Origin of the sequence: Streptococcus mitis (assembly GCF_946190285.1) — a bacterium.
Classification (GTDB): Bacteria; Bacillota; Bacilli; order Lactobacillales; family Streptococcaceae; genus Streptococcus; species Streptococcus mitis_CP.
On the sequence record NZ_CAMHZX010000006.1, the window covers coordinates 106,903 to 133,795 of the forward strand.

A 26,893-nucleotide genomic window follows, 5' to 3' on the forward strand; every position below is an offset into this window, starting at 1 on the left:
TTTATGATCTTAAGTTTTCTAAATAACGCTGGGCAGTCTCTAAGTTAAAGGTTTTATCTGCGATGAGGCGCTCGACTAGGGGAACTACCTCGGATTCACTAGCTCCTGCTAGGAGAGCTAAGGATTTAGCCTGCAATTTCATGTGGCCTTGCTGAATCCCTGTACTGACCAAGGCTTTGAGGGCCGCAAAGTTTTGGGCAAGCCCGATAGACACGATAATCTGGGCTAATTCTTTGGCAGAAGGATTTCCCAGTAGCTCATGACTGAGGGCTACACGAGGGTTAAGACCAATAGAGCCACCCTTGGTCGCTACAGGCATGGGCAAGGTCATCTCACCAATCAATTCTTCTCTCTCCATGTCCAGCGTCCATTGACTAAGACCTTGATAGTGTCCATCTCGACTAGCAAAGGCATGGGTTCCAGCCTCAATGGCACGCCAGTCATTACCAGTGGCTATTAAAATGGCATCAATACCATTAAAAATCCCTTTATTATGAGTAGCAGCTCGGTAAGGGTCAGCCTGCGCAAACTGACTAGCCAAAGCTATTTTCTCCGCAATTTCTCGTCCTTGATCGTTTTGTCGGCTCAAGTAGCGAAAGGCGATGCGACAGCTCGCAGTCACCAGAGAATCGGTCGCGTAATTAGACAGGATTCCCATAAGACTTTGTCCCTGACTGAGTTCTTCTAAGACTGGTTTCAAGGCCTCCAGCATGGTGTTGAGCATATTAGCACCCATGGCTTCCTGGGTATCTACATGGAGATAAACAACGAGAAAGTCTGTTTCGCCTTTGAGCTGTTCTACATGTAAATCACGCGCCCCACCCCCGCGTTTAACGATAGAAGGATAAGCTTGATTGGCAAGCTCCAAGAGCTCCGCTTTCTTGCTGGAAATCTTCTCTAGCGCTTGTTCAGGATCAGCAACTTGATAAAGGGCTACCTGACCAATCATTTGACGCTCATGGACTTGCGCAGTAAACCCGCCTGCACGCTTGATGATTTTACTTGCATAGCTGGCCGCAGCAACCACGGACGGTTCTTCTGTCACATAGGGAACTGTGTATTCCTGACCGTTAACGAGAACCTCTGGGACCAGCGAATAAGGCAGAGAAAAAGTTCCCACTACATTTTCACTCAGCTGGTCTGCCACAGTCACACTAATTTGTTCATCCTGCTCCAGACTGGTTTGTTTTTCAGGACTAAGGAGCGCCTGAGCTTTTAACAGCTCGAGGCGCTCTTGGTATGATTTTTTAGAAAATCCATTCCAACTTATCTTCATTATTTTTCAACCTTGCTATAACGGCGTTGGTGGTCAACAATTTCAACCAAGGCAAAATCTTGATTTTCATAGCCAGCAAACTGGGCAGAATTTGTTTCATCTAAGTCTACTTCCTCAAAGAAGACTTTTTCATAGTCTGCAACAGACAGGGCAGTTCGTTGGTTGAGCTTGTTCAAACGGTCTTTATCCAGATAAGCTTCATATCCTTCAACCAATTCACCACTAAAGAACTCAGCTACGGCCCCACTTCCGTAACTATAAAGGGCAATTTTATCCCCAGCCTTCAAGCTATCTGTATTTTCCAAGAGAGATAAAAGTCCAAGGAAAAGTGAACCTGTGTAGATATTCCCCACCTTTTGACTGTAGAGAATAGACTGGTCAAAATGCTTTTGCAAGAGGTCTTTTTTCTCTTGAGGCAGGCTCTTATCCATGATTTTTTTCAAGCCTTTTAAGGCTAATTTAGGATAAGGCAAGTGGAAGCAAACAGCCGCAAAATCATCTAAGATAAGCTGGTAACGTTTTTGGTATTCAAGCCAAGTCGTTTTCAAACTATCTAAGTATTGCTGGGTAGAATAAACACCATTTACATAAGGCGTTGTTGAGTAATTTGGACGCCAGAAATCCATGATGTCACGAGTCTGAGCCACATTGTCATTATTAAAGGCCATAATGCGTGGATTCTGTGTAATCAACATGGCCACACTTCCAGCACCCTGAGTGGGTTCTCCAGGTGTTTCAATACCATATTTGGCAATATCACTGGCAATGACCAAGACCTTGGACTCTGGAGAATTTTCCACATGCAATTTGGCATAATGAAGGGCCGCTGTCGCTCCATAACAAGCTTCTTTAATCTCGAAACTACGAGCAAAGGGCTGGATGCCCAGCAAACCATGCACAAAGACGGCCGCAGCTTTACTCTGGTCAATTCCTGACTCAGTCGCCACAATGACCATATCGATTTCTTGTCTTTCTTGCTCAGTTAAAATAGAGTCACTTGCACTGGCCGCCAAGGTCACGATATCCTCAGTTAGAGGAGCAATACTCAATTCCTTGAGTAAGAGTCCTTTACTTAATTTTTCAGGGTCAATTCCCCTCGCTTCTGCTAAGTCTTGTAATTTCAAGACATATTGACTAGTCGCAAAACCAATCTTATCAATACCGATTGTCATATTTACCTCTGTTTTATCATTCATGTAAAAAATCGTTCTATACTATTTTATCACAAATAGCAGTAAAAGAGAGAAAAAAGACTTGATTCACCAAATCAAGTCGCTTATTATTCTAACCATTATGCTGCTTTCTTAAATAGGAATAAAGTCTGAGAATCACTGTTCCGCTAGCCATTCCAATGGAAATCACCAAAGCCAACATAACAACCAAGGTTGCACTAGCAATGGCATGACTGTAATCTCCCGTCACAAAAAAGGCAGTTGTCCGATAGGAGAGATAACCCGGAACCAGAGGTGCCAAGATGGCCAAGATAAAGACCACAGCAGGTGTCTTATAAAGAATACTTAAAATCTGGCTGACACAAGAACCGATAATGGCTGCAATAAAAGTAGCCACAATAACATTGGTCGGTTCCTTGAGCAAGAGATAGATTAGCCAGACAGCCATGCCCAAAACCCCTCCAGGTAAGAGCATAGACCGTTGAACATTGAGTACAATTAAAAAAGTGATAATAGCAAGAAGACTTGCCACTGCTTGTAATAAAAAGGTTGTTAGTGTCATATTAATTCATCAATACCAAGGCGACAGAAGTTCCTGCCCCTAAAGCAAGGGTAATGAGCAGGGATTCAAACATCTTACTCATACCAGAGTTTATGTGGTTGGTCATAATATCACGGACCGCATTGGTCAAGGCAATACCTGGTACAAACGGCATGACCGCACCAGCTATAATCAAATCTGCCGTTGAAGGAAAACCTGTGTAGCGAGCCCAAAACTGGGCAATCATCCCAAAGACAAAGGCTCCAGCAAAGGCTGTCACAAAGGGAATTCGGATAAACTTCTCCACATAGAGGGAAAAGGCAAAACCAAATAAGGTAGCCACTCCTGCCCCAAGTGCGTCGTAGATATTTCCACTAAACATAATCGAAAAGAAAGGGGCGCTAAAGGTCGCAGCCAGAGTTACCTGCAACTTAGTATAGGGAAGAGGTTGAGCTTGCAAAGCCGTCAATTGCTTGAAGGCCGTCTCTAAATCCAGCTTTCCTCCTACCAACTGACGAGAAATCTGATTCACATCGCAGACTTTTTCGATGTTATAAGAAGAGGAAGTCACGCGTTTCATTCGCGAAATATTGGTATTTTCAATGGAGAAAAAGATAGCGGCAGGCATGGCAAGAACATTGCAATCCACAATCCCCTGCGAATGCGCAATACGGATCATGGTATCTTCTACACGATGAATCTCTGAGCCACTTTTGAGAAGAATGGTTCCAGCTAACATAATCACATCGATAACGGCATTTAATTCTCTTGATTCTTCCATGCGTTCCTCCTTTTATCAACTCCCTCTATTCTATCACAAATCCGGACTCAAAAAAAATCTTTGCCATGAAATCATGACAAAGATTCTAGTATCACTATGGATTATCTGGGGAAGTATCTCCTCGTTGTGAATTACCTTGCGAGTTTCCTTGTGTTGGAGTGGTTTCTGCATTCCCCGGCTCGTTAGGTTTCCGAGAAGAACTTGAGGACGAAGAAGAGGATGAGGATGAAGAAGTTGAAGAAGTTGAAGAAGAACGAGTCGGCTTCGCTTTATAAATAGAAATTTTAACACGAGTGGTGTTCAAATCTACCTTTTCACCCGGTTTTGGACTTTGATCCACTACTGTTCCTTCTTCATGTCCCGCTGGGCTAGAAACTTCTACAATTTCTATATTAGCCTCTTTAACACCAACAATCTGTATCAGATTATTCTTTGTAAATTCTCGGCTAGAACCAATATAGCTTGGCATTGAAACAGAATTTACCTTCTTAGCAACTGTTAAAACTATTTGAGTTGCCTTGCTAAGATCATAGGTTGTTCCTTCCGGTAAACTTTGTTTTATGATTGTTCCAGCTTCGATTTCGTTAGATTCTTCTTCCTCAACCTTAATCAGATTTTCTGGAACCTTCTTGCCTTTCAATTCTGCTACTACATCACTAGATTTTCTACCGAGGTAATTTCCAAGTTGGAAGGATTGCTGACCAGAAGACACAATCAAATTAATTTTTGTTCCTTCTTTTCGTGTAGTACCAGCGTCAGGATCGGTGCGAATAACCCGACCTTCTTCAACCTTATCACTAGCTTCTGTCTTTTCTTCACCAACCTCAAAATTAGCTTTCTTAAGTGCTTCTTTAGCCTCAGCAACCGTCTGACCTGCTACTTTTGGAACAGCAATGGTAGCGGGCGTTCTATATAAAATCCATACCAAGGATGCCACAACCAACAAGAAGGTCGCAAATAAAATTGGATAACGTGCTTTCATGCGACGGCGTTTGGTTGGCTTTGGACTAGGTACTGGTTTTTCTGCCTGATGAGGTTGGGGCTTAGGTTGAGGTCTTCCCTCTTGTAGCGGAGCTTTAGGAATAGAAGTCAGAGTACTTTGTGGAACTTTAGGAAGAGTTTTAGTATCTGCCTTAGTTGCATCGTCAAAGACTAGTTTTGGTTCATTACGACGATTATAAGACAAACTACTCGACAAATCCACATACATTTCAGCGACTGATTTGTAACGATCTGTCAATTTCTTGGCAGTTGCCTTAATAACAACATTTTCTAAAGCCTGAGGCACAGATGGATTTTCAGCTATAACCGATGGCAGTGGTTTCTGGAAATGCTGGAGGGCGATGGTCACTGCACTATCCCCATCGTAAGGAATATGACCTGTCAGCATCTCATAGAAAATAATCCCCATGGCATAGATATCACTCTGCACAGTTGCTTTAGAGCCACGCGCCTGCTCTGGCGATAAATAATGAACCGAACCCAGCATTGAGTTAGTCTGAGTCAAACTTGTCTCTGCAAAGGCTACTGCAATCCCAAAGTCAGTAACCTTGGCAGTCCCATCTGGGGTCAAAAGGATATTTTGCGGTTTCAAATCCCTGTGAACAATTCCTCGAGTATGGGCTAAGCGCATAGCCAAGAGGATTTGTCCCATGATTCGAACCGCTTCTTCATTTGAAAGAGGGTGATGTTCCTTGATATAGCGTTTGAGGTCTAATCCAGCAACATATTCCATTGCAAGATACTGTTGTCCCTCTTCTTCACCGATATCTGTAATCCGAACGATATGAGGATGGTCCAGATCCGCCATGGCTCTCGCTTCCCGCTGGAAACGCGCCACAGCAATCGGGTCTGTCTGGTAGTTGGTTCTCAGGACCTTTACTGCCACTTCTTCCCCGTCTAGAATCAAATCTTTAGCCAAGTAAACATCTGCCATGCCTCCTCGACCAATCTGTTTGAGAATCCGATACCGCCCGGCAAAAATCTTGCCGATTTGGATCATTCTGTTTCCTCCTCATTAACAGCAATAAGGGCAACTGTGATGTTGTCTAAACCACCCGCATTGTTGGCAAAACGGATCAAGGTTGCTGCCTTATCTGCCAAAGAAATATCGCTGGTTACAATATCAGAAATCTCACTGCCTGAAATCATATTTGTCAAGCCATCACTATTGAGTAAGAGATAGTCTCCCGGCTCAAGGGTGATCATTCCAAAATCAGGCTGAATTTCGTCTTTTTGACCGATTGACTGGGTAATAATATTTTTCTGTGGATGGCTAGCAGCTTCTTCAGGTGTCAATTGACCTGCCTTAAGCAATTCATTGACCAAAGAATGGTCGCTCGTTAACTGGTGGTATTCTTCTCCACGAATCAAACCGATACGAGAATCTCCGATGTGAGCATAAATAGCCTGATTATCAATAATGGCTACAGCCTCAAGGGTTGTCCCCATTCCTTTATAGGCTTCATTTTGTCCCAATTGGTTAATCCTTTGATTTTCAATCTCAAGGTTGTTAGCAAACCATTCACGTACTTCATTAACTGTATCGATTTGAGTATCTACCCAAGCTACACCTAGGTCTGTTACCGCCATCTCACTAGCGATATTCCCTGCGCGATGACCTCCCATACCATCAGCTAGGATAATCATAGTACGTCCAGCTCTATTGACATAGTGGTTGACATAGTCTTGGTTATTTGTTCGTTTCTGACCAACATCTGTTAATAATGAAATTTCCATGTGTTAGTTCCTTCCTAATCCGATATCTTACGAAATTGACTGATAAAAAATCCATCACTTCCATACAATTCAGGTGTAATGAGGATACAGCCGTCTTTCATGATATCCTTACATTCATGTTCTAGTGTAACCTGCTCAAATTCAGGATGACTTTCTAAAAATGCCTGTACGACTTGAAAGTTCTCCTCTGAGACAATAGTACAGGTACTATAAGTTATTATACCACCTTTGCGTAGTGTTTGACAAACACTACCTAATATTTCTAGCTGAATTTCCTGCAAGGACGCGAAATCTGCCGTTTCTTTATTGTATTTGATGTCTGGTTTTCGGCGCAGAAGACCGATTCCTGAACAGGGAGCATCTACCAAAATCTTATCAAATGAATCCTGACCAAAAAACTCATGCACCTTTCTGGCATCTAATTTTTGCATTTGAACCCGATCTGCAACTCCCAAACGTTGGGCATTTTCTTGTATTAAGTCCAACTTATGGTCGTACAAGTCCAGAGCAGTAACCTGACCTGTCGTTAGATAAGAGGCTATATGGGCTGTTTTCCCACCTGGAGCCGCACAGGCATCTAGAACCTGCTCACCACCTTGTAAATCAAGAGTGGGAGCAACCAGCTGACTAGACTCGTCTTGGATAGTAATAGCCCCCTCTGAAAATAGGTCATGGCCTGCAAAATGCCCCTGCTCCTTGACGAGACCAAAAACAGACAAAGGTGAATCACTGGCCTCCAACAAGACTTGGATTTCTTCTTTTCGTCCTAGGTCCGTTACACGAATACTAGCCTTGTTGCGCACCAAAAGGCTTTCAAAGATAGCTTGAGCTCGCTCTTCTCCGTATTCTTCCTTGAGCTTGGCAACTAGCCAAACTGGAAGAGAATAGGCAATGGAATCACGCTTGTTTTTTCGCTTGATGCTAGCAATATCTGGCCAGCCTTCACGCAAGATACAGCGAAGGACAGCGTTGACCAATTTTTCACTGCCTTTTTTACGGACTTTGGCCAATTCTACTGCTTCATTGACCACAGCATGGTCTGGAATCTTGTCCAAATAGCGGAGCTGGTAAGCACTCATGAGAAGAAGGACATAAAGCCAACTATCTAACTGGTCTCTGTCTTCGATAAAGTGGGATAGGTACCATTCCAGAGTCAGTTTACGGGCTACCGTTCCATAGACCAGCTCGGTCACCAAGCCCTTGTCTGCTGCCGAAAGTTGACTTCCCTTGAAATGCTTATTTAAGGCGATATTTGAGTATGCTTGATTGATAAAAACATCCTCTAATACTGCTAGGGCTAAACTTCTAGCCGTTTCTACTTTAGTCACCAAATCGTTCTCCTACAGTCAATGTACGTCCAACTCCATTGAGGAAGGAAGCAATGTCCATCTTAGGTTTACCAGCTGGCTGCACTTGTTTGAGGGATAGAGCCCCTTCTGCCGTTGCGACAATCAATTCTTTCTTACCAGTAGAGAGAATCTCACCTGGATTTCCCTGACCTTCTACTGGTAGTGCTTCATAAATCTTAAAGCGGTCGCCCTTAAGGAAAGTATGGGCAACAGGCCAGGGGTTCATGCCACGGATTTGGTTAAAGAGTTGACGATTGGTTTTGTTCCAGTCCAGTTTTTCTTCCTCTGGCTTGATATTTGGCGAGAAAGTGACCTGACTTGGATCCTGCGGTTCAGGTTTGATTTCCCCAGCAATGTAGGCAGGCAAAGTGTCCAAAAGCAAATCACGACCAACTAGCGCCAATTTCTCAAACAAGGTGCCGACATTGTCCTCATCCGTGATTGGAATACTGCGACGAGAAATCATATCTCCTGCATCCATTTCCTTAACCATTTCCATAATGGTCACACCAGCTTCCTCATCCCCTTGAATCAAGGCATAATGGATTGGCGCTCCACCACGGTGTTTAGGAAGAAGAGATGCATGAACGTTGACCGCAAAGTCCATGCTATCAAGGAGTCTACTTGGGAGAAACTGCCCAAAAGCAGCTGTCACAATCCCATCCGCTCCTAGCTTCATAATAGCTTCCATCTCTGGACTTCCAGATAATTTTTCAGGTTGGTAGATTGGAAGAACCGCTTCTTTGGCAGCCTGCTTGACTGGGGTTTCTTGGATAACTTTTTTACGTCCGACAGCACGGTCTGGCTGGGTCACAACGGCTAGAATTTCGTAACGGTCATCTGTCAAAAGTCCTTTTAAGACTGTTGCTGAAAAGTCGGGGGTCCCCATAAAGATTAATTTTGTCATATCTTCTCCTTCTTATAAAAATTGCTGTGGCTCATGGTCAATGCTGAGACGGAGCTCACTATTTTCCCGTTCTTGAGTCAAGGCCAAGACCTGGTTGAGGGTCGGCCCCAGCTCATCTTCTAAACGGTATTTAATCAAAATCTGATAATGATAGAGGTTGTGGGTACGAGCAATGGGTTTGGGCGTTGGCCCAAGAATGTTACTGGTCTCTGACAATCCTGACCGCAAAATGTTCATAACTTCATAGGCACGTTTGACCACCTCTTCTTCTTTCTTGTGAGAAAGGGTAATGCCAATGGTGAAATAGTAAGGTGGATAACCAAGTTGTCGTCTGATTCCCATTTCATAAGCGTAAAAACCTTCGTAGTCCTGGTCTTTTGCAAAACGAATAGCGTAGTGCTGAGGATTGTAAGACTGAATCAAGACCTGCCCAGCTTTTTCAGCTCGACCTGCTCGACCTGCCACCTGAGTCAAAAGTTGGAAGGTTCTCTCAGAAGAACGGAAATCTGGTAGATTCAAGGCCGTATCCGCATTGAGCACTCCGACCAAAGTCACATTGGGAAAATCCAATCCCTTGGCAATCATCTGAGTACCAAGTAAAATATCTGCTTCCCCTCTACCAAACTGGTCAAGCAGAGCTTGATGACTACCTTTCTTACGAGTCGTATCCACATCCATCCGCAAAATACGGGCCTGGGGAAAGAGTTCTGCCAGCTCGTCATAAGCCTTCTGTGTCCCCGTCCCGTAGTAACGAATACTGCGACTCTTACAGTTAGGACAGACCTGAGGAATGTCCTTAGAAAAACCACAATAATGGCAGTTCATGGTCTTGGTATCCATGTGCAGGGTGAGAGAAATGTCACAGTTGGGACAAGTATCCACGGTCCCACACTCCCGACACATGACAAAGCTAGAATAACCACGGCGATTGAGCATGAGAACCACCTGCTCTTTTTTAACCAGACGTTCCTGAATAGCTTCTAGCAAAGGAGGCGTAAAGTTTGACGTCTCGTTTTGTCCGATATAGTCTCGAAAGTCAATTACTTGAACCTCAGGGATCCTAGCTAAAGGATTAGCTCGTTGGGTCAGACGTAAATGTTGATAGACACCTTTTCCAGCACGAGCACGGCTTTCTAAGCTCGGTGTCGCGGAACCAAGAACCAATGCCGCTTGATTGTATTGGGCCCGTAAAATGGCTACTTCTCTAGCATGGTAACGGGGATTGCTGTCCTGCTTATAAGTCGCTTCATGCTCCTCATCAATAATCATAACACCTAGATTTTTCAGCGGAGCAAAGATGGCCGATCTGGCGCCAACAACAACTTGGGCGTCTCCACGCTCGACCTTGCGCCATTCATCATACTTTTCACCATTGGACAGGCCTGAGTGAAGAATGGCCACTTTCTCACCAAAACGAGCAATAAAACGCTCCGTCATCTGTGGAGTTAAGGAAATCTCAGGCACCAGCAAAATAGCTGTCTTGCCCTTGTCCAAAGCTCCTTGGATAATCTGCAAGTAGACCTCGGTCTTCCCACTTCCTGTAATCCCTTGAAGGAGGAAGGGGGGCTGATGACTACCAATAGCACTCACAACCGCATCACGCGCCCGTCTTTGCTCTGGATTCAACTCTAAAGGCTGACTTGCCTCAATACCTTCAAAATAAGCAGCCGAGCGTTGAACTTCCTTTTGGACTATGGTCACAGCACCTTGTTCCACAAAGAAGTTGACTTGCTCCCGCGAGTAGGACTCTAACAAACTAGCCAAAGAAGCACTCTCTGGATGAGACAGCAAATAATCTCTCAATTCCAACTTTTTCTTAGCACGCGTAGAGATCTCAATTTTCTCTAACTGAGTAGCATCAACCTCATACCAAGACTGGGTCTTGACCTTCTTTTGATCAATTGCCTGGTATTCCAGACCAAGCAGTCCTTTTCTAGTCAAACGCATCATTTCAGCTTGTTTGGCAAGGTCTAGAGAAGAAAAGGCAAGCGAATCCTCTGAACCAAACAAGCGCTCTCGGTCTTCCTGACTCAGACCTGCAAGAGGATAGAGAATCTTGTCATAGCTGGAGTTCAGAAATCCTGGTAGCATAGCCTTGAGGATGGAGATTTTATAGGAAAAGACGGACTTGCGTAGCTCTTCAGCTAGCCAGAGTTGTTCTTGCGTGAGAACAGGAGAAAAATCCAGCACCTCAGCAATATCTTTTAAATCTTGCTCCATCTCTTCCTCATCTGATTGAGAATCCAAACCAAGAACAATCCCTTGAATCAGGCGATTACCCTTACCAAAAGGTACATGGACCCGCATCCCAACTTCCAGCATTCCCTCAAATTCCTCAGGAATCCTGTAACTATAGGGTTGGTCCGTCTGCATCAAAGGCACATCCACAATAATCTTGGCTATAGCCATCTTCTCACCTCCTCCTTGTCAGTACATTCTTACAATAGAAAAAATAAGATTGAGTCCCCCCAACCTTAAATTTTTTCACCATCTTCTTTTTCTTTAGCGATTTGCTCTTTGATTTTCTTTTCTTCTTCTTCTTTGCGGCGTTTTTCTTCTTCGATACGGCGACGCACTGCTTCACGTTTTCCTTCTGGATCTGGGTGAATTGTAACGTTTCCTGATTCGATTTCTTCTAAAGCGCGAAGAGTTGATTTTTCAGACTTAAAACCTTGAGTTGCTGGCGCACCTGCTTCCAATTCGTGGGCACGTTTTGCTTCCAAGATTACGAGTGAATATTTTGATGGAACCTTGTCGAGCAAGGTATCAATAGAGGGTTTTAACATCATTTGCTTGTACCTATTTTCTAAATTTTATCGGGTAGTTGGAGATTTTGGTAACATCTCCTGATAGTGACCAATGACACGATCCACACGGAAGTGCTCTGCTTCGATCACACGTTTGACACGTTCAGCAGCTAGGGGCACCTGATCATTGACAATCGCATAATCATACTCACGCATGAGCGCAATTTCTTCCTTGGCTTTTTCGATTCGTTGGGCAATCACTTCTGCACTGTCTGTTCCACGTCCTACCAAACGATCTTGCAATTCATCCAAATCTGGTGGTGTCAGGAAGATAAAGACAGCATCTGGAACCTTTTTCTTGACCTGAAGAGCGCCTTGAACTTCAATTTCAAGGAAAACATCGATTCCCTTGTCCAAGGTGTCATTGACATAGGTCAGGGGAGTTCCATAGTAGTTGCCGACATATTCTGCGTATTCCAACATCTGTCCTTGACGAATCAGCTCTTCAAACTCTTCGCGAGTACGGAAGAAATAGTCAACACCGTCCACTTCTCCAGGACGTTGTGCGCGTGTCGTCATCGATACAGAGTATTGAAATTGGTTTTCAGAACTCTCAAAAATCTCTCTTCTAACCGTTCCTTTTCCAACCCCTGAAGGACCAGAAAAAACGATTAGTAAGCCTCGGTCTGCCATTGTGTCTCCTTTAGTCAGTCTGTGAAATAACATTTCTCTAGGATAATGACAAAAAGCCAGATTATCCTTTACAGTCTTTCTATCTAGTGTAACAAAAAAGCAGTAATTTTTCAACTGCTCTTTCTTATTTATTTAGCATAATCTACTGCACGAAGCTCGCGAATCACGGTTACCTTGATATTTCCTGGGTAATCGAGATTGTTTTCAATTTTCTCACGAACTTTGTGAGCCAAGATTGTGACTTTGTCGTCCTTGATTTGTCCTGGATTTACCATGATGCGGATTTCACGTCCTGCTTGAAGGGCAAAGCTAGTTTGTACTCCTTCAAAGCCGTTAGCAATTTCTTCCAAATCATGAAGACGCTTGATGTAGCTTTCAAGAGACTCACTACGAGCACCTGGACGGGCTGCGCTCAAGGCATCTGCTGCAGCGACGATCACTGCAATCACGCTCTCAGCTTCGACATCGCCGTGGTGACTAGCAATCGTATTGACCACAACTGGATGCTCCTTGTACTTACGAGCCAATTCCATACCAATTTCAACGTGGCTACCTTCAACCTCGCGGTCAATAGCTTTCCCGATATCGTGAAGGAATCCAGCACGACGGGCAAGAGCAGCATTTTCACCAAGTTCACTCGCCATGATACCAGCCAACTTAGCAACCTCAATCGAATGACGCAAGACATTTTGTCCATAAGAAGTACGGAACTGCAAACGTCCCATAATCTTCATCAAGTCTGGATGAAGGTTTGGCGCACCAATCTCATAGGCCGCTGCCTCACCGTATTCACGGATCTTATTGTCAATCTCTTGACGGTTTTTCTCAACCAACTCTTCGATACGAGCTGGGTGGATACGACCATCTTTGAGCAACATTTCCATAGTCATACGGGCAATCTCACGACGAATCGGATCAAATCCTGACAAGGTCACCACTTCTGGTGTATCGTCGATAATCACATCGACCCCTGTCAAACTTTCAAAGGTACGAATGTTACGACCTTCACGACCAATAATGCGTCCCTTCATAGTATCGTCTGGCAGATGAACCGTTGAGTTTGTTGACTCCGCTACATATTCACCAGCGATACGTTGCATAGCTTGAACCAAGATGTCCTTAGCCATTTTGTCAGAACGTTCCTTGACCTCTTGCTCAGCTTCACGAATACGGCTAGCAATCTCCTTGGTCAAGTTTTCCTCTGTCTGTGCCAAGATAATATCTCGTGCTTCTGCCTGAGACAGAGCACCAATACGCTCTAGTTCTGCTTCTTTTTGTCTTTCGACTTCCTCTAATTGCTCTTCACGCGCATCAAGGTTTTTAGCTCTATCAGAAATACTTTGTTCTTTTTGTTCAAGTGTTTGTTCTTTACTCGTCAAATTGTCGTCTTTACGGTCAAGGCTAGTAGCTCTCTCGGTCAAACGACTTTCGATTTGTTTGAGTTCTTGACGTTCTGATTTGAATTCAGCGTCCACTTCTTCACGGTATTTTCTGGCTTCTTCTTTGGCCTCCAATAGTGCTTCTTTTTTAAGAGACTTGCTTTCACGCTTGGCTTCATTAACAAGTAAATCTGCTTCACGCTCAGCTTGTCCACGTAAATTAGTTGCTTCTTGTTCAGCATTTAAAAGCATCAACTCTGCAGCTTCCTGAGATGATTTCATCTTAGCTGAGATGCTGACATATCCAATGACTAAACCAATGATGACGGCAAAAACAGCAATCGCAAGCGACATGATTTCCATGTTTTTACCTCATTTTATTGTTATTCCGAATGACATACATTCTTTTACATTCTACCATAAAAAAGTGATTTTCACAAACCTAAAATAGAATATGTTTTGGGGAATTTGGAACGCATTTACAAAAATAAAATTGTTTTGTTTAGAAATAGTAGTTTAGTAGAGATTTGAGAAAAAGCCTACTTTGCAGTAGACTTAGTTTGTTTCTATTCTAATCGGCACTCTTCCAAAATTCTGCTCTGCTATACTTGGATTTCCCAGTTGGTAAATCTGGTCTGCCTTTTGAGTCATGACATCCCAGGGTTCTTTGCCAATTCGGCTGACTAGATTGACCTGCCCTTTCAGAGACTTGAGATGTTGTCTGCCTTTTTCGGTAAAACCAAGGACATGAATGGCTTCTGGCAAGTCATTTTCTCTAGCCTGCACCAAGATATAGGTCAAGAGACGTCTGACACGCGCCTTGGTGTACCGCTTGGTCGCAACCGCTTCAACCAATTTTTCCACAGACTGGGCTGTCTTGATGGCATCCTTGATGCGCACAGCCATTTCTTGATTGACCTGATAGATGCTGGTTAGGTCGGGATTTGACAATATTTGATAGCGGAGCATAGGAAAATAGTCTTCCCAGCTCACCTTACTAGCCTGCTCAAAGAGGGCAACAGATGGCATAAAGCGGTCTAAGAAATCTTGGTCCTTCTGGTGCTGACGGAGGGCTGTCGCCGAGGCGAAGTCCACATCCTGGTCCACAGAATGGTAACCTGCCCCCTGACGCTGAATAGGATAAAGTTTGATGTTGCGTCCCGCAACTGCCTTTGCATAGGCCAGAGCAAGGACATGGTTGGGCGTATTGCCAGAAAAATCAAGACCAGCAAATTCCTTCCACATGACCTGAGTTTTCTGAGGATAAGAGAGAGAGTCAGGCAGATTTTCCACAAATTTCTCCATTTTAGTAGCCTGCTCTGTATATAAGTCAGCGATTTTCTGGTAATCTAGAACTTCCTCCGTCCCAAAAACTAGACTATCAATGCCCAAGCGTGTCAAGATATCCACAGCTCCTTGACCGAAGAAATCCGCCGCCTGAACACTGACTAAAAAGGGCAATTCCACTACCAAGTCCGCGCCATTTTCCAGTGCCATCTGGGCCCGATTCCACTTGTCTACGATAGCAGGCTCTCCTCGTTGCGTGAAATTCCCAGACATGGCAACAATTTTCAGCCCTTCCGCCTGCTCAAGCAGGTATTTGTGCCCATTATGAAAAGGATTGAACTCGGCTATAATACCTGTGATGGTCATAGTGATCTCCTACTTCTGTGCGATAAAAAACCAACGGGCACTGGTTTCTGTTGGCTCCTTGTCCTCAAAGTCCGAATAGAGTTTGAAGGACTTGAAACCAGCCTGTTCCAGCAAAATATCATAGGTCAAGACCTCGTATGTCCGTTCCTCATGCACTTCATCGTGGCGACTAAAGGAGCCGTCAGCCTCCTTGATAAAGAAAGTCAGTTCATGGACGATGGAGTGAGGTGCTGCATCCTCATAAGTATCCCAGAGCATTGCAAAATCTTCTGCATTTTCATGATAAGAATAGCCTGGAAAAACTTCGTCTGTCTGGTAGGTCGAATGCACATCAAAGATGAAGATGCCATCTTCGTTGAGAGCATTATAGACTTCCTTAAAGACGTCCCCTACTTCCACCTCATCCTGCATATAGCAGATAGAGTCCGAATAACACGTGACAAAATCATATTGACCTGACTTGGACAAATCCAGCATATTGCCTTCAATAAATTCAATCTTTTGCTTGGCTGAAGTCGCTCTCTTTTCGGCAATCTTCAACATATCTGCACTCAAGTCCAGTCCAGTCACATCAAAACCAGCCTGAGAGAAGCGCACAGATTGAATTCCTGTCCCACAAGCCAATTCCAAGAGTTTCTTTCTCTCCTTAGTTTTTGGCAAATGACGCAGCGAAAAATCAGTCCATTTGTCATATAAACTGTCATCCATGACTGCATCATAGACCGCCGCAAAAGTTTCATAAGTTGCCATAATCATGATACCAAGAGCCTCCATGGCAAACACCACTAGCCCTCACCTTTCTATCAATTTTCTTCTAAAATAAGCAAAGAAACCCAGTTGACTGCAACTGAGTTCGTCTTCTAAGCAAGAGTTTCAGATAAATCTACTGAATCCGCCTCATGCCATAGCTTCTCTAGGTTATAATGGGCACGCATTTCTTCTGAGAAGATATGCACAACGACAGCACCGAGGTCTAGCAAGACCCATCCTCCAGCTGCATCGCCTTCGATATGGCTGCCTTTAAAACCAGCTTCCGCTACTTTTTCACGGATATTGTCAGCGATAGCATCCAACTGACGGCTATTCATTGAACTAGTGATAACAAAGTAGTCAGTCACGCTGGTCAAATCTTGTACGTCAAGTGCGAGGATATCCTCCGCACGTTTCTCATCAGCCGCTTTCACGACTAGTTCTAATAATTCTTTTTCGTTCATTTAGTCCTCTTTTAAAAAATATTTTTATAATCTAGGACATCTGCAAAGCGATCCTCCCAAATGTCCTCATAAAATTCATTTATCGTTTCTGCTGGAATGTCATCCCCATCAAAAGTTGTGACAGCACCTTCTGGAATAATCAGCTTATAGCCATATTCAAAGGCAACCTTGACAGAGGTATCCACACAATATTCTGTCTGCATACCACATAAAACTAATTTTTCAATCCCCTGTTTATCCAAGTATTCTTTTAAACCAGTTTCTTTGAAAATACTGTTATACTTCTTCTGAAAGACCTTTTCATCAGGTTTTCGGTTTAAAAGCTCAGATAACTGCCAATCTTCTGATGTTTGAGCTTCAGCGTTCTCAATATGTTGAACATAAATAATTTCAATATTCTTACTTCTAGCCTGGTTTTGTAAATAAGAAATTTTTTCCAATAGACTATTTGTCTGAAAACCGGTTTCCACTAAAATATTTTGAACATCAATGATTATAAAAGCTGTCTTCATTTAGTTCTCTTTCAAATAGTGCACAAAGGCGTTATAGGTTTCAAGGGTTTGGGGATAGATAGGGAATCCCTGATGAGCTAGATGCTCCACAGTGCGAGCTGTCTCATAAGCTACTGCCTTATTAAGTGACAAACTTGCAATCTCACGCGCCACATCTACTCCAGGAAAGGCACGATTGTGCTCGATATAGTCTGCGACATAGATGACTTTGTCTAGGTCGGTCATCTGGTCAGCCCCAACTGTATGGATTTCAATAGCTCGCAAGATTTCTGAATCATGCAAATCCAAATCTTCCTGAAGCTTGTAAATTCCGACCATGCCATGCCAGACATTATTGCCCCAGTTTTTGAGATTAGGGTCTAGCTGATAACGGTCAATCAAGTCTAGAAATTCCTGATCTGACAGCTTTTTAGCATAGTCATGAAGAAGGCCTGCAAGACCTGCTTTCTCGGTATCGACTCCAAATCGCTGAGCCAGTTCTATGGCTGCACGCTCCACACCCAAGCAATGGGTTAACCGTTTCTCAGGTAGAAGCTCTGCCATTTTTTCCAACAAAGCCTCACGGGAACAGTTGATATAGTCTTGATAGGCCATCAGTAGAGTCCCTCCTTTTCGATGTAGTCTAGCACCGGCTGAGGTAGGAGAAAGTTGGGTTTTCGTCCTTGGGCAAGGAAGTCACGCACCATGCTGGACGAGATATCCATGAGAGGCACATCCACCCAGATAACGGGATAGGAAGTCCCTGCCTTGTAGCGTGGGCGCTGAACTCCTACAAACTGAACCATGTCTACCAGTTCATCAATTCGGTACCACTTAGGCAGATAGTCCACCATATCGGCGCCGATGATAAAGTAATAATCCGTATCTGGATTCTTCTCTGTTAAAATCTTCATAGTGTCGTAGGTATAGGAAATGCCCTTGCGCTCCATCTCAATAGTTTCAATGTCCAGACCTTCAATCCCCTCAATCGCCAACTCAAGCATCTTGAGACGATGGTGTTCAGGGATTGTTTCCTTTTTATCTACATGAGGAGGTTGGTATTCAGGTATGAGCAGAACTTGATCTAGTCCCAACTGCTGGCGCACTTGATCCGCAACAATCAGATGGGCATTGTGAACAGGGTTAAAATTCCCCCCTAAAATCCCGACTTGTTTACGTTTTTTCTCCTTGATTTCTGGCTCCAACTCTACCTTGGTAAAGGGAGTCAATAGTTCGATTGCCATAGGCTAGTCTCCTTTATTTCTCTGTAAAAACAGTTGTTTGGAGTAGTTTGTTTAGATTTCTTTGACTTTTTTAGAAATCTTGCGATTCTCTTTCTTGCTAGATTGTTTATACAAGATCAAGATGCGTCCGATTTTTTGGACTGTGTCCACACCGATTTCTTCTTCCAAAATTTCAGCTACTTCGTGGATATTTTCATCTGTGTTTTGCAAAAGAGTTACCTTAATCAATTCGCGTGCGTCAAGAGCTTGACGGACGCTGGTTTTGATTTGATCGTTAAGGCCATTTTTTCCAATTTGGATGATGGGTTTGAGTGTGTGTGCCTGGCTGTTGAGGAAGGCACGTTGTTTTGATGTTAATGACATAATTTCTTCCTTGTTTTTTTGATAGTTATTTTAGGTGGTGAGGGACGGTCGGAACTAATTTTCCAAAGATCTCATCTTTGAAAAATGGATTTCCTGACCTCACAATTGAGCCTTGGTCTCAATTGTGCCCCTTGCCAATCTATCGATTGGCAAGACACCACGGCAATAACTATCTTTTTATGAGCTCACTTTGTTCGCTCAGTGATTTTATTTTAAATAATTGCTTTTCGTGTGACGACGGCGACGCCTTCTGGTGCCCAGACGGCGACTTTGGCGGTGCCTGTTACGCGGATCCAGCCTAGGCCTGAGATGACTAGGTCTGTCTTGTCCTTGATGTTAAAGACATGCTGGACTAGTTTTGGAAAATCTTCTTTTTCCTTGCTATTTGGTGGTGTCAGAAGGGTTCCAAGGTGCTTATCATAAAATGTACTAGCTCCTTCAAGCTTGGTACGGTGGAGTTTGAGTTCATTGTCAAAGAAGGCAGTGAAACCTTGCTTTTCACCCGCAATGAAGTCAAAGCGTCCGAGACCACCTAAAAACAGGGTTTGTTCAGGATTGAGCTGATAAGTCTTAGGCTTGATTTCCTTTTTAGGGCTGACATACTTGAGATTTTTGGCCGTCAAGTAGTGGGCCATTTGGTGACGGTGGATGATGCCCGGTGTATCGTAAATATAAGATCCGTCGTCAAGCGGAATCTCAATCTTGTCCAAGGTTGTTCCTGGGAAACGTGAAGTTGTAATCACGTTCTGGTCACCCGTGATTTCTTGGATAATAGCATTGATAAGAGTTGATTTTCCAACGTTGGTCACACCGACCACATAGACATCACGGCCCTTACGGTAGTGTTCAATCTTGTCAATGACTTCCTTAATGGCATGTTTGTTTTGTGCTGAAGTTAGGACGACATCGACTGGACGAAGTCCTTCTTCGTGGGCACGTTCCATGAGCCACTGGCTAATCTTGCTCGGCTTAACTGACTTAGGGAGGATATCTTTTTTATTTCCTACCAAAAGGACATCATTGCCTGAGACAAAACGTGGCAAGCCTGGGATAACAGAGCCATTAAAATCAAAGATATCAATGACATTGACCACCAAGGCATCACTGTCTCCCACCTCGTGCAAGAGCTTGAGGAAATCATCGTCCGTCAACTGGACATCCGTGATTTCATTGTAGTGGCGGAGACGGAAACAGCGTTGACAATAGACTTCGCCCGTCTCCAAACCTTTTTCAAGTGCCGACTGGGGGGTAAATCCAAGACCAGCCTTGTCTGTCGTCTGAATGGTTGCTCCACAACCAATACAGAGAATTTCTTCCATAGTTAAATTCCTTTTTTATATGTAATCGGTCCGTACTTTTCAGTGATTTTTAGCATCACACGGCGCTCACGAGCTCGGTTAATTTGCGTTTTGATCGAGTCATGTTGGACCAAGGGTTTGACTAAAATCGAGCGAATGCCAGCACGGTGGGCTGCTCGAATATCTGTCATGAGCTGGTCGCCAACCATGACCACTTCGCTTTTCTCATAGTGGAATTCCTTCATGGCACGATCAATCCCAAATGTGAAGGGCTTCAAGGCCCAATAAACGTAATCAATCCCAAACTTCTCAACTGCTCGTTGGACGCGTTTCTTAGTGTTATTTGAGACCACAATGATGCGAATACCCGCGTCACGGAGATCATGTAGCCATTGCTTCATTTCTGGCGTCCCGTCAGGATTATTCCAAGCAATGAGGGTATTATCCAAATCGACCAAAACAGCCTTGATTCCCTGCGCCTGCAGACTTGGGACTGTCAGATCATAGACTGCTTCCACAGCAAAATCTGGCATGTAATTTTCAATCGCCATTCTGGCTCCTTTTCTTAACTTTTTTTAGCAATTTTCCTTAGCAACAATGACAGGACAATCCACAAACCAGCACTGGCCAAACTAATGTAGAGCCAAGCATGGGGCTCATCTGTTAAAGGGAGCGGAACATTCATTCCGAAAAAGCCTGTCACGACTGCCAAAACAGCTAACAAGACTGAAATGATAGTCAAGGTTGTCAAATTATCATTCAGATTATTATTTAGGATATTGTTGTAAGATGCTGATAGTTGTTGAAGAACTTGAGAAATCAAGTCTGTCATGGATACTAGCTGATGAGCCTCAATCATGGCATCATCAAACTGCTCTCTCTCAATCTCGTTAAAACTGCGATAGAGGGCATGCCCTTGAATATGTTCCAGCAACATGCGATTTTGCTTGGCAGCCGCAGTAAGATAAACCATACCAGTCTCCAAGTCGGACAAGGCAAAGAGATTTTTCTTAGTCGTCCGCTGGCGCAAGAGCCCATTGACCTCGTCCTTACTCTTATCCATCTGCTCGATGACAGGATAGTAGGCATTGCTGATAATTTCCAGACTGGCAAAGAGAAACTTGTAAATCGAAAGCATGTCATGACTCTCCAGATAACGGGTCATCTGTTCAATGACATAGGCGTTCTTGGTATTACTAATGGTAATCAGGCGACGATGTTCCACGATAAAGGTCATGGGAAAAGCTTCATAGTATGCCTTATCCTTTTTCAAGTTCAAGACATTGTAGATAAAGGTCACAGTCCCATTTTCACGGTGATAATCCATGTGGGCACGCTCATTCCTATCCAGCGCATATTCGATGGTTTCCTTGTCCAAACCGTAGATTTCAGAAAGGTCCTCTAGTTTTTTCAACTTGTCTAAATCTAGGTTAATCCAGGTACAACCATTGCCCAACTGTTTTTCTAAAAACATCTTCTCTCCTTTACCAAACTCTTTCTATTGTACCATAAATCTGCTAAAATTTCAGACCTGGTCTGTCCGAGAGAAATTGCTGACGACGGTGATATTCCGATTGGGAACGAAGTGCAGAACCTGATCTTCTCCTCTGAGTTGCGTTGTTCGAATGCCAACGCTAACCACCTTGCCCGATACAGTAATGGGCCCATTTGTCAAAACGACCTCATCTCCCACATCCAGTTGACGTTCAAAGAGGATGAAAAAACCATTGATAACATCAGACAGAAAGCCTTGGGCTCCCATCCCAATAGCCACCCCAGCAATCCCAGCACCTGCCAGCAAACTAGAAACTGGCAAACCTAAAATCGACAAAATGCAGTAGAGTAAAAAGAAATAAAGGGTATAATTAAACACATTTTCTAACAGACGTGAGATGGTTTTCTGACGCCCGGCATCATGACGAGACATTTTTAGAGAAGGTTTAACAATTCTCTGCACCATGGTATGGAGCAGTTTCTTAGCTATATAAAATAGTAAAAATAGGAATAACAGAGAAAGTAACTTGGTTAAGATATTCTCAATAATCGTTGTTATATCAAGCTTATTGAGGTAGGTTTGAATAAATTCTTGCATAGAAAACTCCTTTCATTTATTATACCATACTTTCACAAGTGATGAATCTCCATAAATATTCAAAAATAATAGCCAAAATAGACAGAAAATTCTTGATTTTAGCTCATATTTATACTATAATCATAAACATTACACAACAAAGGAGATTGTTATGAAAAAAATCATTCATGCTTGGAATAAGGCAAGCCTAATCAAACGGATTTTGATTGGTATGCTTATTGGAGGAACCCTAGGACTGACACTTCCTAACATTTCAGGAATTGGTCTACTCGGAGATCTCTTTGTTGGCGGTCTAAAAGCCATCGCACCTATTCTAGTCTTTGCCCTCGTTGCTAACGCCCTTTCCCAACATCAAAAGGGACAAGATAGCAACATGAAAACGGTTATCTTCCTTTACTTGGTAGGAACCTTTGCAGCGGCACTTGTTGCTGTCCTAGCAAGTTTCATCGTCCCTGTTGAGATTACCTTAAATAGTACCAATACAGAAATCACACCACCAGATGGAATTGGCCAGGTCCTCAGCAACCTCTTGCTCAAACTGGTTGACAATCCAGTCAATGCCCTTATTACTGCCAACTACATCGGTATCCTATCATGGGCAGTTATTTTCGGGATTGCTATGAGAGAGGCCAGCAAAAACAGTAAAGAATTGCTTAAAACCATGGCTGATGTGACTTCTAAGATTGTCGAATGGATCATCAACCTAGCTCCATTTGGTATTCTTGGTCTTGTCTTCAAAACCATCTCTGATAAGGGAATCGGCAGTCTAGCCAACTATGGAATCTTGCTTGCCCTCTTGGTGACAACCATGTTCTTTGTAGCTCTGGTAGTCAATCCACTAATTGCCTTCCTCTTTATGAAGAGAAATCCTTATCCCCTCGTTTGGAAATGTTTGCGTGTCAGCGGTGTGACAGCCTTCTTTACTCGTAGTTCTGCAGCTAACATCCCTGTCAACATGAAACTTTGTCACGACCTTGGACTGGATCCAGATACCTATTCAGTTTCTATCCCACTTGGATCTACTATCAATATGGCCGGGGCAGCAATTACCATTAATGTTCTAACGCTTGCTGCAGTAAATACTTTGGGAATCCCTGTTGACTTTGCGACAGCCTTTGTACTCAGTGTAGTAGCAGCTATCTCAGCCTGTGGTGCTTCTGGTATTGCCGGAGGATCCCTCCTTCTTATCCCAGTTGCTTGTAGCCTTTTTGGTATTTCTAACGATATTGCCATGCAAGTTGTCGGTGTTGGATTTGTGATTGGGGTCATCCAAGACTCATGCGAAACAGCCCTCAACTCTTCTACAGATGTCCTCTTTACTGCCGTTGCCGAATACGCAGCAGCCCGTAAAAAATAACTCATAAAGACAAGCCTACTCAGGTCTTGTCTTTTCCGCTTCTATTCTAACTTACTAGGAAATCTTTATGTCTATTAGCCAACGTACGACAAAACTCATCTTAGCTACCTGTCTTGCCTGCCTTCTTGCTTATTTTCTCAATCTCTCCTCAGCTGTCTCGGCTGGAATCATAGCCCTCTTAAGCCTATCCGATACTCGTAGAAGTACCTTAAAACTGGCCCGCAATCGCCTCTTTTCCATGCTCCTAGCTCTAGCTATCGGTGTTCTAGCTTTTCACTTGAGCGGATTTCATATCTGGAGCCTTGGCCTCTATCTAGCCCTCTATGTGCCTCTAGCCTACAAGATGAGCTGGGAAATTGGCATCACACCAAGCAGCGTTTTGGTTAGCCATCTCTTGGTGCAAAAATCAACCTCTCCAGACCTTCTAGTCAATGAATTCCTTCTCTTTGCAATCGGTACAGGATTTGCCTTGCTTGTCAATCTCTACATGCCTTCACGAGAAGAGGAAATTCATCACTACCACACATTGGTAGAAGAAAAGTTAAAAGATATTCTCCAGCGCTTCAAATATTATTTATCCAGAGGGGATGGACGCAACCGAGCACAGCTAGTAGAAGAATTAGACACTCTTTTGGAAGAAGCCCTCAGACTAGTCTATTTGGATCACTCTGACCACCTCTTTCACCAAACCGATTACCATATTCACTACTTTGAGATGAGACAGCGACAAAGTCGCATCCTACGAAACATGGCCCAACAAATCAACACCTGTCACCTAGCTGCCAGTGAAAGCCTGATTTTGGCCCAACTCTTTTCAAAAATTGCAGGTCAACTGAGCCAGACCAATCCCGCTTCTGATTTGCTAGATGAAATTGAACGTTATCTGGAAGTCTTCCGGAACCGCAGTCTACCCAAGACAAGAGAGGAATTTGAAACTCGCGCCACCCTTCTTCAACTCCTACGTGAAGCCAAAACCTTCATCCAAGTCAAAGTTGATTTTTACCAAAAATATGGACAGTAAAGGGAAATCAGTCATACTAAACCAGACAGAAAAGTGAAAATATTTAAGAAGTTCAATTACCATAGATCGAATCAATACAAACAAAGTGCAAATAAGAAATCTCCAGATTAGGAACTATCGTTGAGTTCTCTAGTCTGGAGATTTTTTCACTATAACTTATTATTTGTCCTCTCTCAATTTTAGTTTTTCCTCAACCCACTACAGTTGATAACGAGCAAAAAAACTGATGAATCAAATGATTCATCAGTTTTAAGGATTTCTTGTTCACTACAAACAATGAACATCAATGCTATTGATTAGTCCTCTTTCTTCTTACTAGCAAGAAGTCCAAATCCACTCAAGGCACCAAGAAGTCCAAGTACTGCAAGGCTTACGTGATCTTCTGTACCAGTATTTGGCAATTCACGTTTAGCTTCAGCTTCTTTCACTGCTACTGTCTGAACTGATTCAACTGGAATTGTCGATTGAACCTTACGATATACATGACGTACATTGCCATTGCCATTTCCATCTGTTTCTGTACGAACAAATTCATATCCTGGAATACTATCTTGAGGATGTTGACCTTGTTTCGTTGTTTGAACAGTCTTACCATTTTCATCTACATATGAAGTTTCTTTTTCATTCACTTCAGAAGTAGTTGAATTTACTTTGCGATAAATATGAGTAGTATTTCCATCCTTATCTTCTTCAGAATGATCATATACATATCCATCAATTGCAGAGTGTTCCTTCTTACCATTTTCTTTTGTCTTAATGACATTGCCATCTTTATCTTTCCAAACTGTTGTTTTACCGTCTTCCTTAGTCGAAGGTTTTGGTGAATCAGAGTTTGATGGTGTTGGTGATTCAGGGTTCGAAGGTTTTGGTGAATCCGGTGTTGAAGAAGATTTCTTAGTATATACATGAATTGTATTTCCTTTTTCATCTTTCTTCGTTTCTTTGAACACATATCCTGAGATATCTGTTTTATCTTTTGTTCCTTTTTCAGATGATTTAATTTCTTTACCATTTTCGTCAACGAATGTTGTGACTACTTTACGGTAAATATAATCAACGATTGTTGCGCCTTCTACAATTACACCTTTTTCAACAGATGTTTCTGAAACTTTTACAAGTTCATAGACATCACCATTTTCAGCAATAATAACTGAAGGTTTATTGTCAGTTGTATCATACTCTGTATCTACTAATGCTGCATCTGTATCTACTACTACGTTTGGTACTTCTTTTCCTTCTGGAGTTTTTCCTGAAATTGGATTACCATCTTCATCTTGATAGTTAACTAATACTACTCCAATTTTTGCTTCAGGTAATTCTTGAGTTGGACTCAGCATTTCATAAACATAAGTTACAACAGAAGTTCTACCTTTAACACCTGATTGTTCAGCATCAGAAGTTTTCGTTACTTTCTTCAATTTATAAACCTTACCATCTTTTGTAGTAATAGTCTGTGGTCTATTGTCCGTAGTATCGTATTTCGTATTTAGTGGTGCATTTGGTGTGTCGATTACTGTACTTCCTACTTCTTTACCTTCATTGGTAATACCTGAAATAGGACGTCCAGATTGATCCGTATAAAGAACTACTACACTTCCGTAAGTACGTTTTGTTTCTGGTTCTTTTACTTCTTCGTAAACATAAGTAATCGATTGTTCTTTATCGCTTACTTTACCAGTTTCAGAAGCTGAACCAGCTTTTGTTTCTTTCAGTAGATATACTTTACCGTCTTTTTCGATACGTTCTAACTTGATTGTTTCTGTTGAAGCATCGTAGTCTGTTCCTACCAATGTATCTTTTGGTTGTACTGTTGCTGGATCTTTCAATCCTTCTCCAGTAGTTGTTTCATAAGTGACTTTAACAGATTGACCTTTAGCTAATTCGTAAACATGTTTCGTATTACCTTTGTTATCAGTTTCTGTACGAACAAATTTATATCCGTAGATATCTTTATTCGGTTGTTTACCATCTTCTTCAGGCACAACCGGTGTATTGTTCTTGTCAACTGTAATTGGGTTTCCTGAATTATCAACAAATGTTGTAACTGGACGAACTGTAGGTGTGTAAGTCTTCGTTACGACTGTTCCATTTGCATCTTTCACTTGTACAGATACTCCAGTAGCTTTTCCAGCAAAGTCTTGTTCTGGTGTAAATGTAATCACATTATTAGCTAATGTATACGTACCTTCTCCTGGAACTTTTACTTCTGTAGCTGGTGATCCATCTTTTCCAACTAATGTTGTCGTTGTTGGATCTAATGCTACTGATTCATGACCTTTGTTGAAGTTTACTGTAGTTATATCTTCATCTTTCTTATCAAACACGATTGTTGAAGTTTGAGGCTGTGCTTTTAGTCCTTCAGTCTCTGAGTTTTCACCATTTGGTACTACTGATGTTACTGTTGGTGTGTATGTTGCTGTAACTGGTGTTCCGTTCTTATCTACACGTTTTACTGTTACTGATGGTGCTGTTCCAGCGAATGTTTTCTCTGGTGTGAACGTTACTGTTCCATCTTTAGCTACTGTGTATGTTCCAACTTTTTCTACTGTCTTCGTAGTTTTTCCATCTTCAAATGT

General features: G+C 42.8%; 26 protein-coding genes. 2 read left to right on the plus strand and 24 right to left on the minus strand.

Annotation, left to right across the window (positions count from 1 at the left end):
* Window position 1: 1 nt before the first annotated feature.
* The 23 genes from N8L39_RS08055 to N8L39_RS08165 form a co-directional block, all read right to left on the minus strand.
* Window positions 2-1,276 (minus strand): hydroxymethylglutaryl-CoA reductase, degradative, encoded by a 1,275-nt coding sequence (locus tag N8L39_RS08055; protein ID WP_261010607.1) that lies wholly within the window; start codon window positions 1,274-1,276, stop codon window positions 2-4.
* Entirely contained in the window at window positions 1,276-2,448 is a 1,173-nt protein-coding gene (locus N8L39_RS08060; protein WP_261010606.1) for a hydroxymethylglutaryl-CoA synthase, read from the minus strand. The genes N8L39_RS08055 and N8L39_RS08060 overlap by 1 nt, the downstream gene beginning before the upstream one ends.
* A 112-nt stretch (window positions 2,449-2,560) precedes the next feature.
* Window positions 2,561-3,010 carry a threonine/serine exporter family protein gene (locus N8L39_RS08065; protein ID WP_247953284.1) on the minus strand — a complete coding sequence of 150 codons (450 nt, stop codon included), beginning with the start codon at window positions 3,008-3,010 and terminating at the stop codon, window positions 2,561-2,563.
* 1 nt (window position 3,011) lies between these two features.
* Complete coding sequence (locus N8L39_RS08070) at window positions 3,012-3,770, minus strand: threonine/serine exporter family protein (protein WP_084925579.1); 759 nt, start codon at window positions 3,768-3,770, stop codon at window positions 3,012-3,014.
* Between the two features lie 94 nt (window positions 3,771-3,864).
* Entirely contained in the window at window positions 3,865-5,772 is a 1,908-nt protein-coding gene (pknB, locus tag N8L39_RS08075) for a Stk1 family PASTA domain-containing Ser/Thr kinase (protein WP_261010605.1), read from the minus strand.
* Window positions 5,769-6,509 carry a Stp1/IreP family PP2C-type Ser/Thr phosphatase gene (locus tag N8L39_RS08080; protein WP_000406256.1) on the minus strand — a complete coding sequence of 247 codons (741 nt, stop codon included), beginning with the start codon at window positions 6,507-6,509 and terminating at the stop codon, window positions 5,769-5,771. The genes pknB and N8L39_RS08080 overlap by 4 nt, the downstream gene beginning before the upstream one ends.
* A gap of 14 nt (window positions 6,510-6,523) precedes the next feature.
* The gene (rsmB, locus tag N8L39_RS08085; RefSeq protein ID WP_261010604.1) at window positions 6,524-7,837 is read right to left on the minus strand and encodes a 16S rRNA (cytosine(967)-C(5))-methyltransferase RsmB; all 1,314 of its coding nucleotides are present in this window, start codon (window positions 7,835-7,837) and stop codon (window positions 6,524-6,526) included.
* On the minus strand, window positions 7,830-8,765 hold the full coding sequence (fmt, locus tag N8L39_RS08090) for a methionyl-tRNA formyltransferase (protein WP_261010603.1): 936 nt from the start codon (window positions 8,763-8,765) through the stop codon (window positions 7,830-7,832). Before fmt ends, rsmB begins: the two co-directional genes overlap by 8 nt.
* A 12-nt stretch (window positions 8,766-8,777) precedes the next feature.
* Window positions 8,778-11,174, minus strand: a complete 2,397-nt coding sequence (locus N8L39_RS08095) for a primosomal protein N' (RefSeq protein WP_261010602.1) — start codon at window positions 11,172-11,174, stop codon at window positions 8,778-8,780.
* A 65-nt stretch (window positions 11,175-11,239) separates the two neighbouring features.
* A complete protein-coding gene (gene rpoZ, locus N8L39_RS08100; protein ID WP_000979235.1) occupies window positions 11,240-11,554 on the minus strand; it encodes a DNA-directed RNA polymerase subunit omega in 315 nt (104 codons plus the stop codon).
* A gap of 24 nt (window positions 11,555-11,578) precedes the next feature.
* Window positions 11,579-12,205, minus strand: a complete 627-nt coding sequence (gmk, locus tag N8L39_RS08105; protein ID WP_261010601.1) for a guanylate kinase — start codon at window positions 12,203-12,205, stop codon at window positions 11,579-11,581.
* A gap of 128 nt (window positions 12,206-12,333) precedes the next feature.
* On the minus strand, window positions 12,334-13,947 hold the full coding sequence (locus N8L39_RS08110; RefSeq protein ID WP_000404936.1) for a ribonuclease Y: 1,614 nt from the start codon (window positions 13,945-13,947) through the stop codon (window positions 12,334-12,336).
* 192 nt (window positions 13,948-14,139) lie between these two features.
* On the minus strand, window positions 14,140-15,237 hold the full coding sequence (locus tag N8L39_RS08115; protein WP_261010600.1) for a nucleotidyltransferase: 1,098 nt from the start codon (window positions 15,235-15,237) through the stop codon (window positions 14,140-14,142).
* Window positions 15,238-15,246: 9 nt separating this feature from the next.
* Window positions 15,247-15,987 (minus strand): class I SAM-dependent DNA methyltransferase, encoded by a 741-nt coding sequence (locus tag N8L39_RS08120; protein WP_306800157.1) that lies wholly within the window; start codon window positions 15,985-15,987, stop codon window positions 15,247-15,249.
* A 110-nt stretch (window positions 15,988-16,097) separates the two neighbouring features.
* Window positions 16,098-16,451, minus strand: coding sequence for a ribosome silencing factor (gene rsfS / locus N8L39_RS08125; RefSeq protein ID WP_023933751.1), 354 nt, complete (start codon window positions 16,449-16,451; stop codon window positions 16,098-16,100).
* An 11-nt stretch (window positions 16,452-16,462) separates the two neighbouring features.
* Complete coding sequence (locus N8L39_RS08130) at window positions 16,463-16,963, minus strand: cysteine hydrolase family protein (RefSeq protein ID WP_261010599.1); 501 nt, start codon at window positions 16,961-16,963, stop codon at window positions 16,463-16,465.
* Entirely contained in the window at window positions 16,964-17,557 is a 594-nt protein-coding gene (gene yqeK / locus N8L39_RS08135) for a bis(5'-nucleosyl)-tetraphosphatase (symmetrical) YqeK (RefSeq protein WP_261010598.1), read from the minus strand.
* Complete coding sequence (locus N8L39_RS08140; protein ID WP_261010597.1) at window positions 17,557-18,186, minus strand: nicotinate-nucleotide adenylyltransferase; 630 nt, start codon at window positions 18,184-18,186, stop codon at window positions 17,557-17,559. Before N8L39_RS08140 ends, yqeK begins: the two co-directional genes overlap by 1 nt.
* Window positions 18,187-18,237: 51 nt before the next feature.
* Window positions 18,238-18,549 (minus strand): ribosome assembly RNA-binding protein YhbY, encoded by a 312-nt coding sequence (gene yhbY, locus N8L39_RS08145; protein WP_000060171.1) that lies wholly within the window; start codon window positions 18,547-18,549, stop codon window positions 18,238-18,240.
* Window positions 18,550-18,761: 212 nt separating this feature from the next.
* Window positions 18,762-19,868, minus strand: a complete 1,107-nt coding sequence (yqeH, locus tag N8L39_RS08150) for a ribosome biogenesis GTPase YqeH (RefSeq protein WP_261010596.1) — start codon at window positions 19,866-19,868, stop codon at window positions 18,762-18,764.
* Between the two features lie 2 nt (window positions 19,869-19,870).
* On the minus strand, window positions 19,871-20,398 hold the full coding sequence (locus N8L39_RS08155) for a YqeG family HAD IIIA-type phosphatase (RefSeq protein ID WP_261010595.1): 528 nt from the start codon (window positions 20,396-20,398) through the stop codon (window positions 19,871-19,873).
* 14 nt (window positions 20,399-20,412) lie between these two features.
* Window positions 20,413-21,321, minus strand: a complete 909-nt coding sequence (locus tag N8L39_RS08160) for a magnesium transporter CorA family protein (RefSeq protein WP_004260845.1) — start codon at window positions 21,319-21,321, stop codon at window positions 20,413-20,415.
* 51 nt (window positions 21,322-21,372) lie between these two features.
* Window positions 21,373-21,939, minus strand: a complete 567-nt coding sequence (locus N8L39_RS08165) for a mechanosensitive ion channel family protein (RefSeq protein ID WP_261010594.1) — start codon at window positions 21,937-21,939, stop codon at window positions 21,373-21,375.
* 151 nt (window positions 21,940-22,090) lie between these two features.
* Between N8L39_RS08165 and sstT the strand changes: the two genes are divergently transcribed.
* Both sstT and N8L39_RS08175 read left to right on the plus strand, forming a co-directional pair.
* On the plus strand, window positions 22,091-23,296 hold the full coding sequence (gene sstT, locus N8L39_RS08170; RefSeq protein WP_261010593.1) for a serine/threonine transporter SstT: 1,206 nt from the start codon (window positions 22,091-22,093) through the stop codon (window positions 23,294-23,296).
* A 67-nt stretch (window positions 23,297-23,363) separates the two neighbouring features.
* The gene (locus N8L39_RS08175) at window positions 23,364-24,317 is read left to right on the plus strand and encodes an aromatic acid exporter family protein (protein ID WP_261010592.1); all 954 of its coding nucleotides are present in this window, start codon (window positions 23,364-23,366) and stop codon (window positions 24,315-24,317) included.
* 296 nt (window positions 24,318-24,613) lie between these two features.
* On the opposite strand, the gene N8L39_RS08180 is transcribed toward N8L39_RS08175, so the two are convergent.
* Window positions 24,614-26,893 (minus strand): MucBP domain-containing protein (locus tag N8L39_RS08180; RefSeq protein ID WP_261039354.1); only part of this gene is annotated, 2,280 nt, incomplete at its 5' end.

Bases quoted from the DNA above. Each gene is read 5' to 3' on its own strand.
- N8L39_RS08055 (WP_261010607.1), bottom strand. From the start codon at position 1,276: ATGAAGATAAGTTGGAATGGATTTTCTAAAAAATCATACCAAGAGCGC.
- N8L39_RS08060 (WP_261010606.1), bottom strand. From the start codon at position 2,448: ATGACAATCGGTATTGATAAGATTGGTTTTGCGACTAGTCAATATGTC.
- N8L39_RS08065 (WP_247953284.1), bottom strand. From the start codon at position 3,010: ATGACACTAACAACCTTTTTATTACAAGCAGTGGCAAGTCTTCTTGCT.
- N8L39_RS08070 (WP_084925579.1), bottom strand. From the start codon at position 3,770: ATGGAAGAATCAAGAGAATTAAATGCCGTTATCGATGTGATTATGTTA.
- pknB (WP_261010605.1), bottom strand. From the start codon at position 5,772: ATGATCCAAATCGGCAAGATTTTTGCCGGGCGGTATCGGATTCTCAAA.
- N8L39_RS08080 (WP_000406256.1), bottom strand. From the start codon at position 6,509: ATGGAAATTTCATTATTAACAGATGTTGGTCAGAAACGAACAAATAAC.
- fmt (WP_261010603.1), bottom strand. From the start codon at position 8,765: ATGACAAAATTAATCTTTATGGGGACCCCCGACTTTTCAGCAACAGTC.
- N8L39_RS08095 (WP_261010602.1), bottom strand. From the start codon at position 11,174: ATGGCTATAGCCAAGATTATTGTGGATGTGCCTTTGATGCAGACGGAC.
- rpoZ (WP_000979235.1), bottom strand. From the start codon at position 11,554: ATGATGTTAAAACCCTCTATTGATACCTTGCTCGACAAGGTTCCATCA.
- gmk (WP_261010601.1), bottom strand. From the start codon at position 12,205: ATGGCAGACCGAGGCTTACTAATCGTTTTTTCTGGTCCTTCAGGGGTT.
- N8L39_RS08110 (WP_000404936.1), bottom strand. From the start codon at position 13,947: ATGGAAATCATGTCGCTTGCGATTGCTGTTTTTGCCGTCATCATTGGT.
- N8L39_RS08115 (WP_261010600.1), bottom strand. From the start codon at position 15,237: ATGACCATCACAGGTATTATAGCCGAGTTCAATCCTTTTCATAATGGG.
- N8L39_RS08120 (WP_306800157.1), bottom strand. From the start codon at position 15,987: ATGGCAACTTATGAAACTTTTGCGGCGGTCTATGATGCAGTCATGGAT.
- rsfS (WP_023933751.1), bottom strand. From the start codon at position 16,451: ATGAACGAAAAAGAATTATTAGAACTAGTCGTGAAAGCGGCTGATGAG.
- N8L39_RS08130 (WP_261010599.1), bottom strand. From the start codon at position 16,963: ATGAAGACAGCTTTTATAATCATTGATGTTCAAAATATTTTAGTGGAA.
- yqeK (WP_261010598.1), bottom strand. From the start codon at position 17,557: ATGGCCTATCAAGACTATATCAACTGTTCCCGTGAGGCTTTGTTGGAA.
- N8L39_RS08140 (WP_261010597.1), bottom strand. From the start codon at position 18,186: ATGGCAATCGAACTATTGACTCCCTTTACCAAGGTAGAGTTGGAGCCA.
- yhbY (WP_000060171.1), bottom strand. From the start codon at position 18,549: ATGTCATTAACATCAAAACAACGTGCCTTCCTCAACAGCCAGGCACAC.
- yqeH (WP_261010596.1), bottom strand. From the start codon at position 19,868: ATGGAAGAAATTCTCTGTATTGGTTGTGGAGCAACCATTCAGACGACA.
- N8L39_RS08155 (WP_261010595.1), bottom strand. From the start codon at position 20,398: ATGGCGATTGAAAATTACATGCCAGATTTTGCTGTGGAAGCAGTCTAT.
- N8L39_RS08160 (WP_004260845.1), bottom strand. From the start codon at position 21,321: ATGTTTTTAGAAAAACAGTTGGGCAATGGTTGTACCTGGATTAACCTA.
- N8L39_RS08165 (WP_261010594.1), bottom strand. From the start codon at position 21,939: ATGCAAGAATTTATTCAAACCTACCTCAATAAGCTTGATATAACAACG.
- sstT (WP_261010593.1), top strand. From the start codon at position 22,091: ATGAAAAAAATCATTCATGCTTGGAATAAGGCAAGCCTAATCAAACGG.
- N8L39_RS08175 (WP_261010592.1), top strand. From the start codon at position 23,364: ATGTCTATTAGCCAACGTACGACAAAACTCATCTTAGCTACCTGTCTT.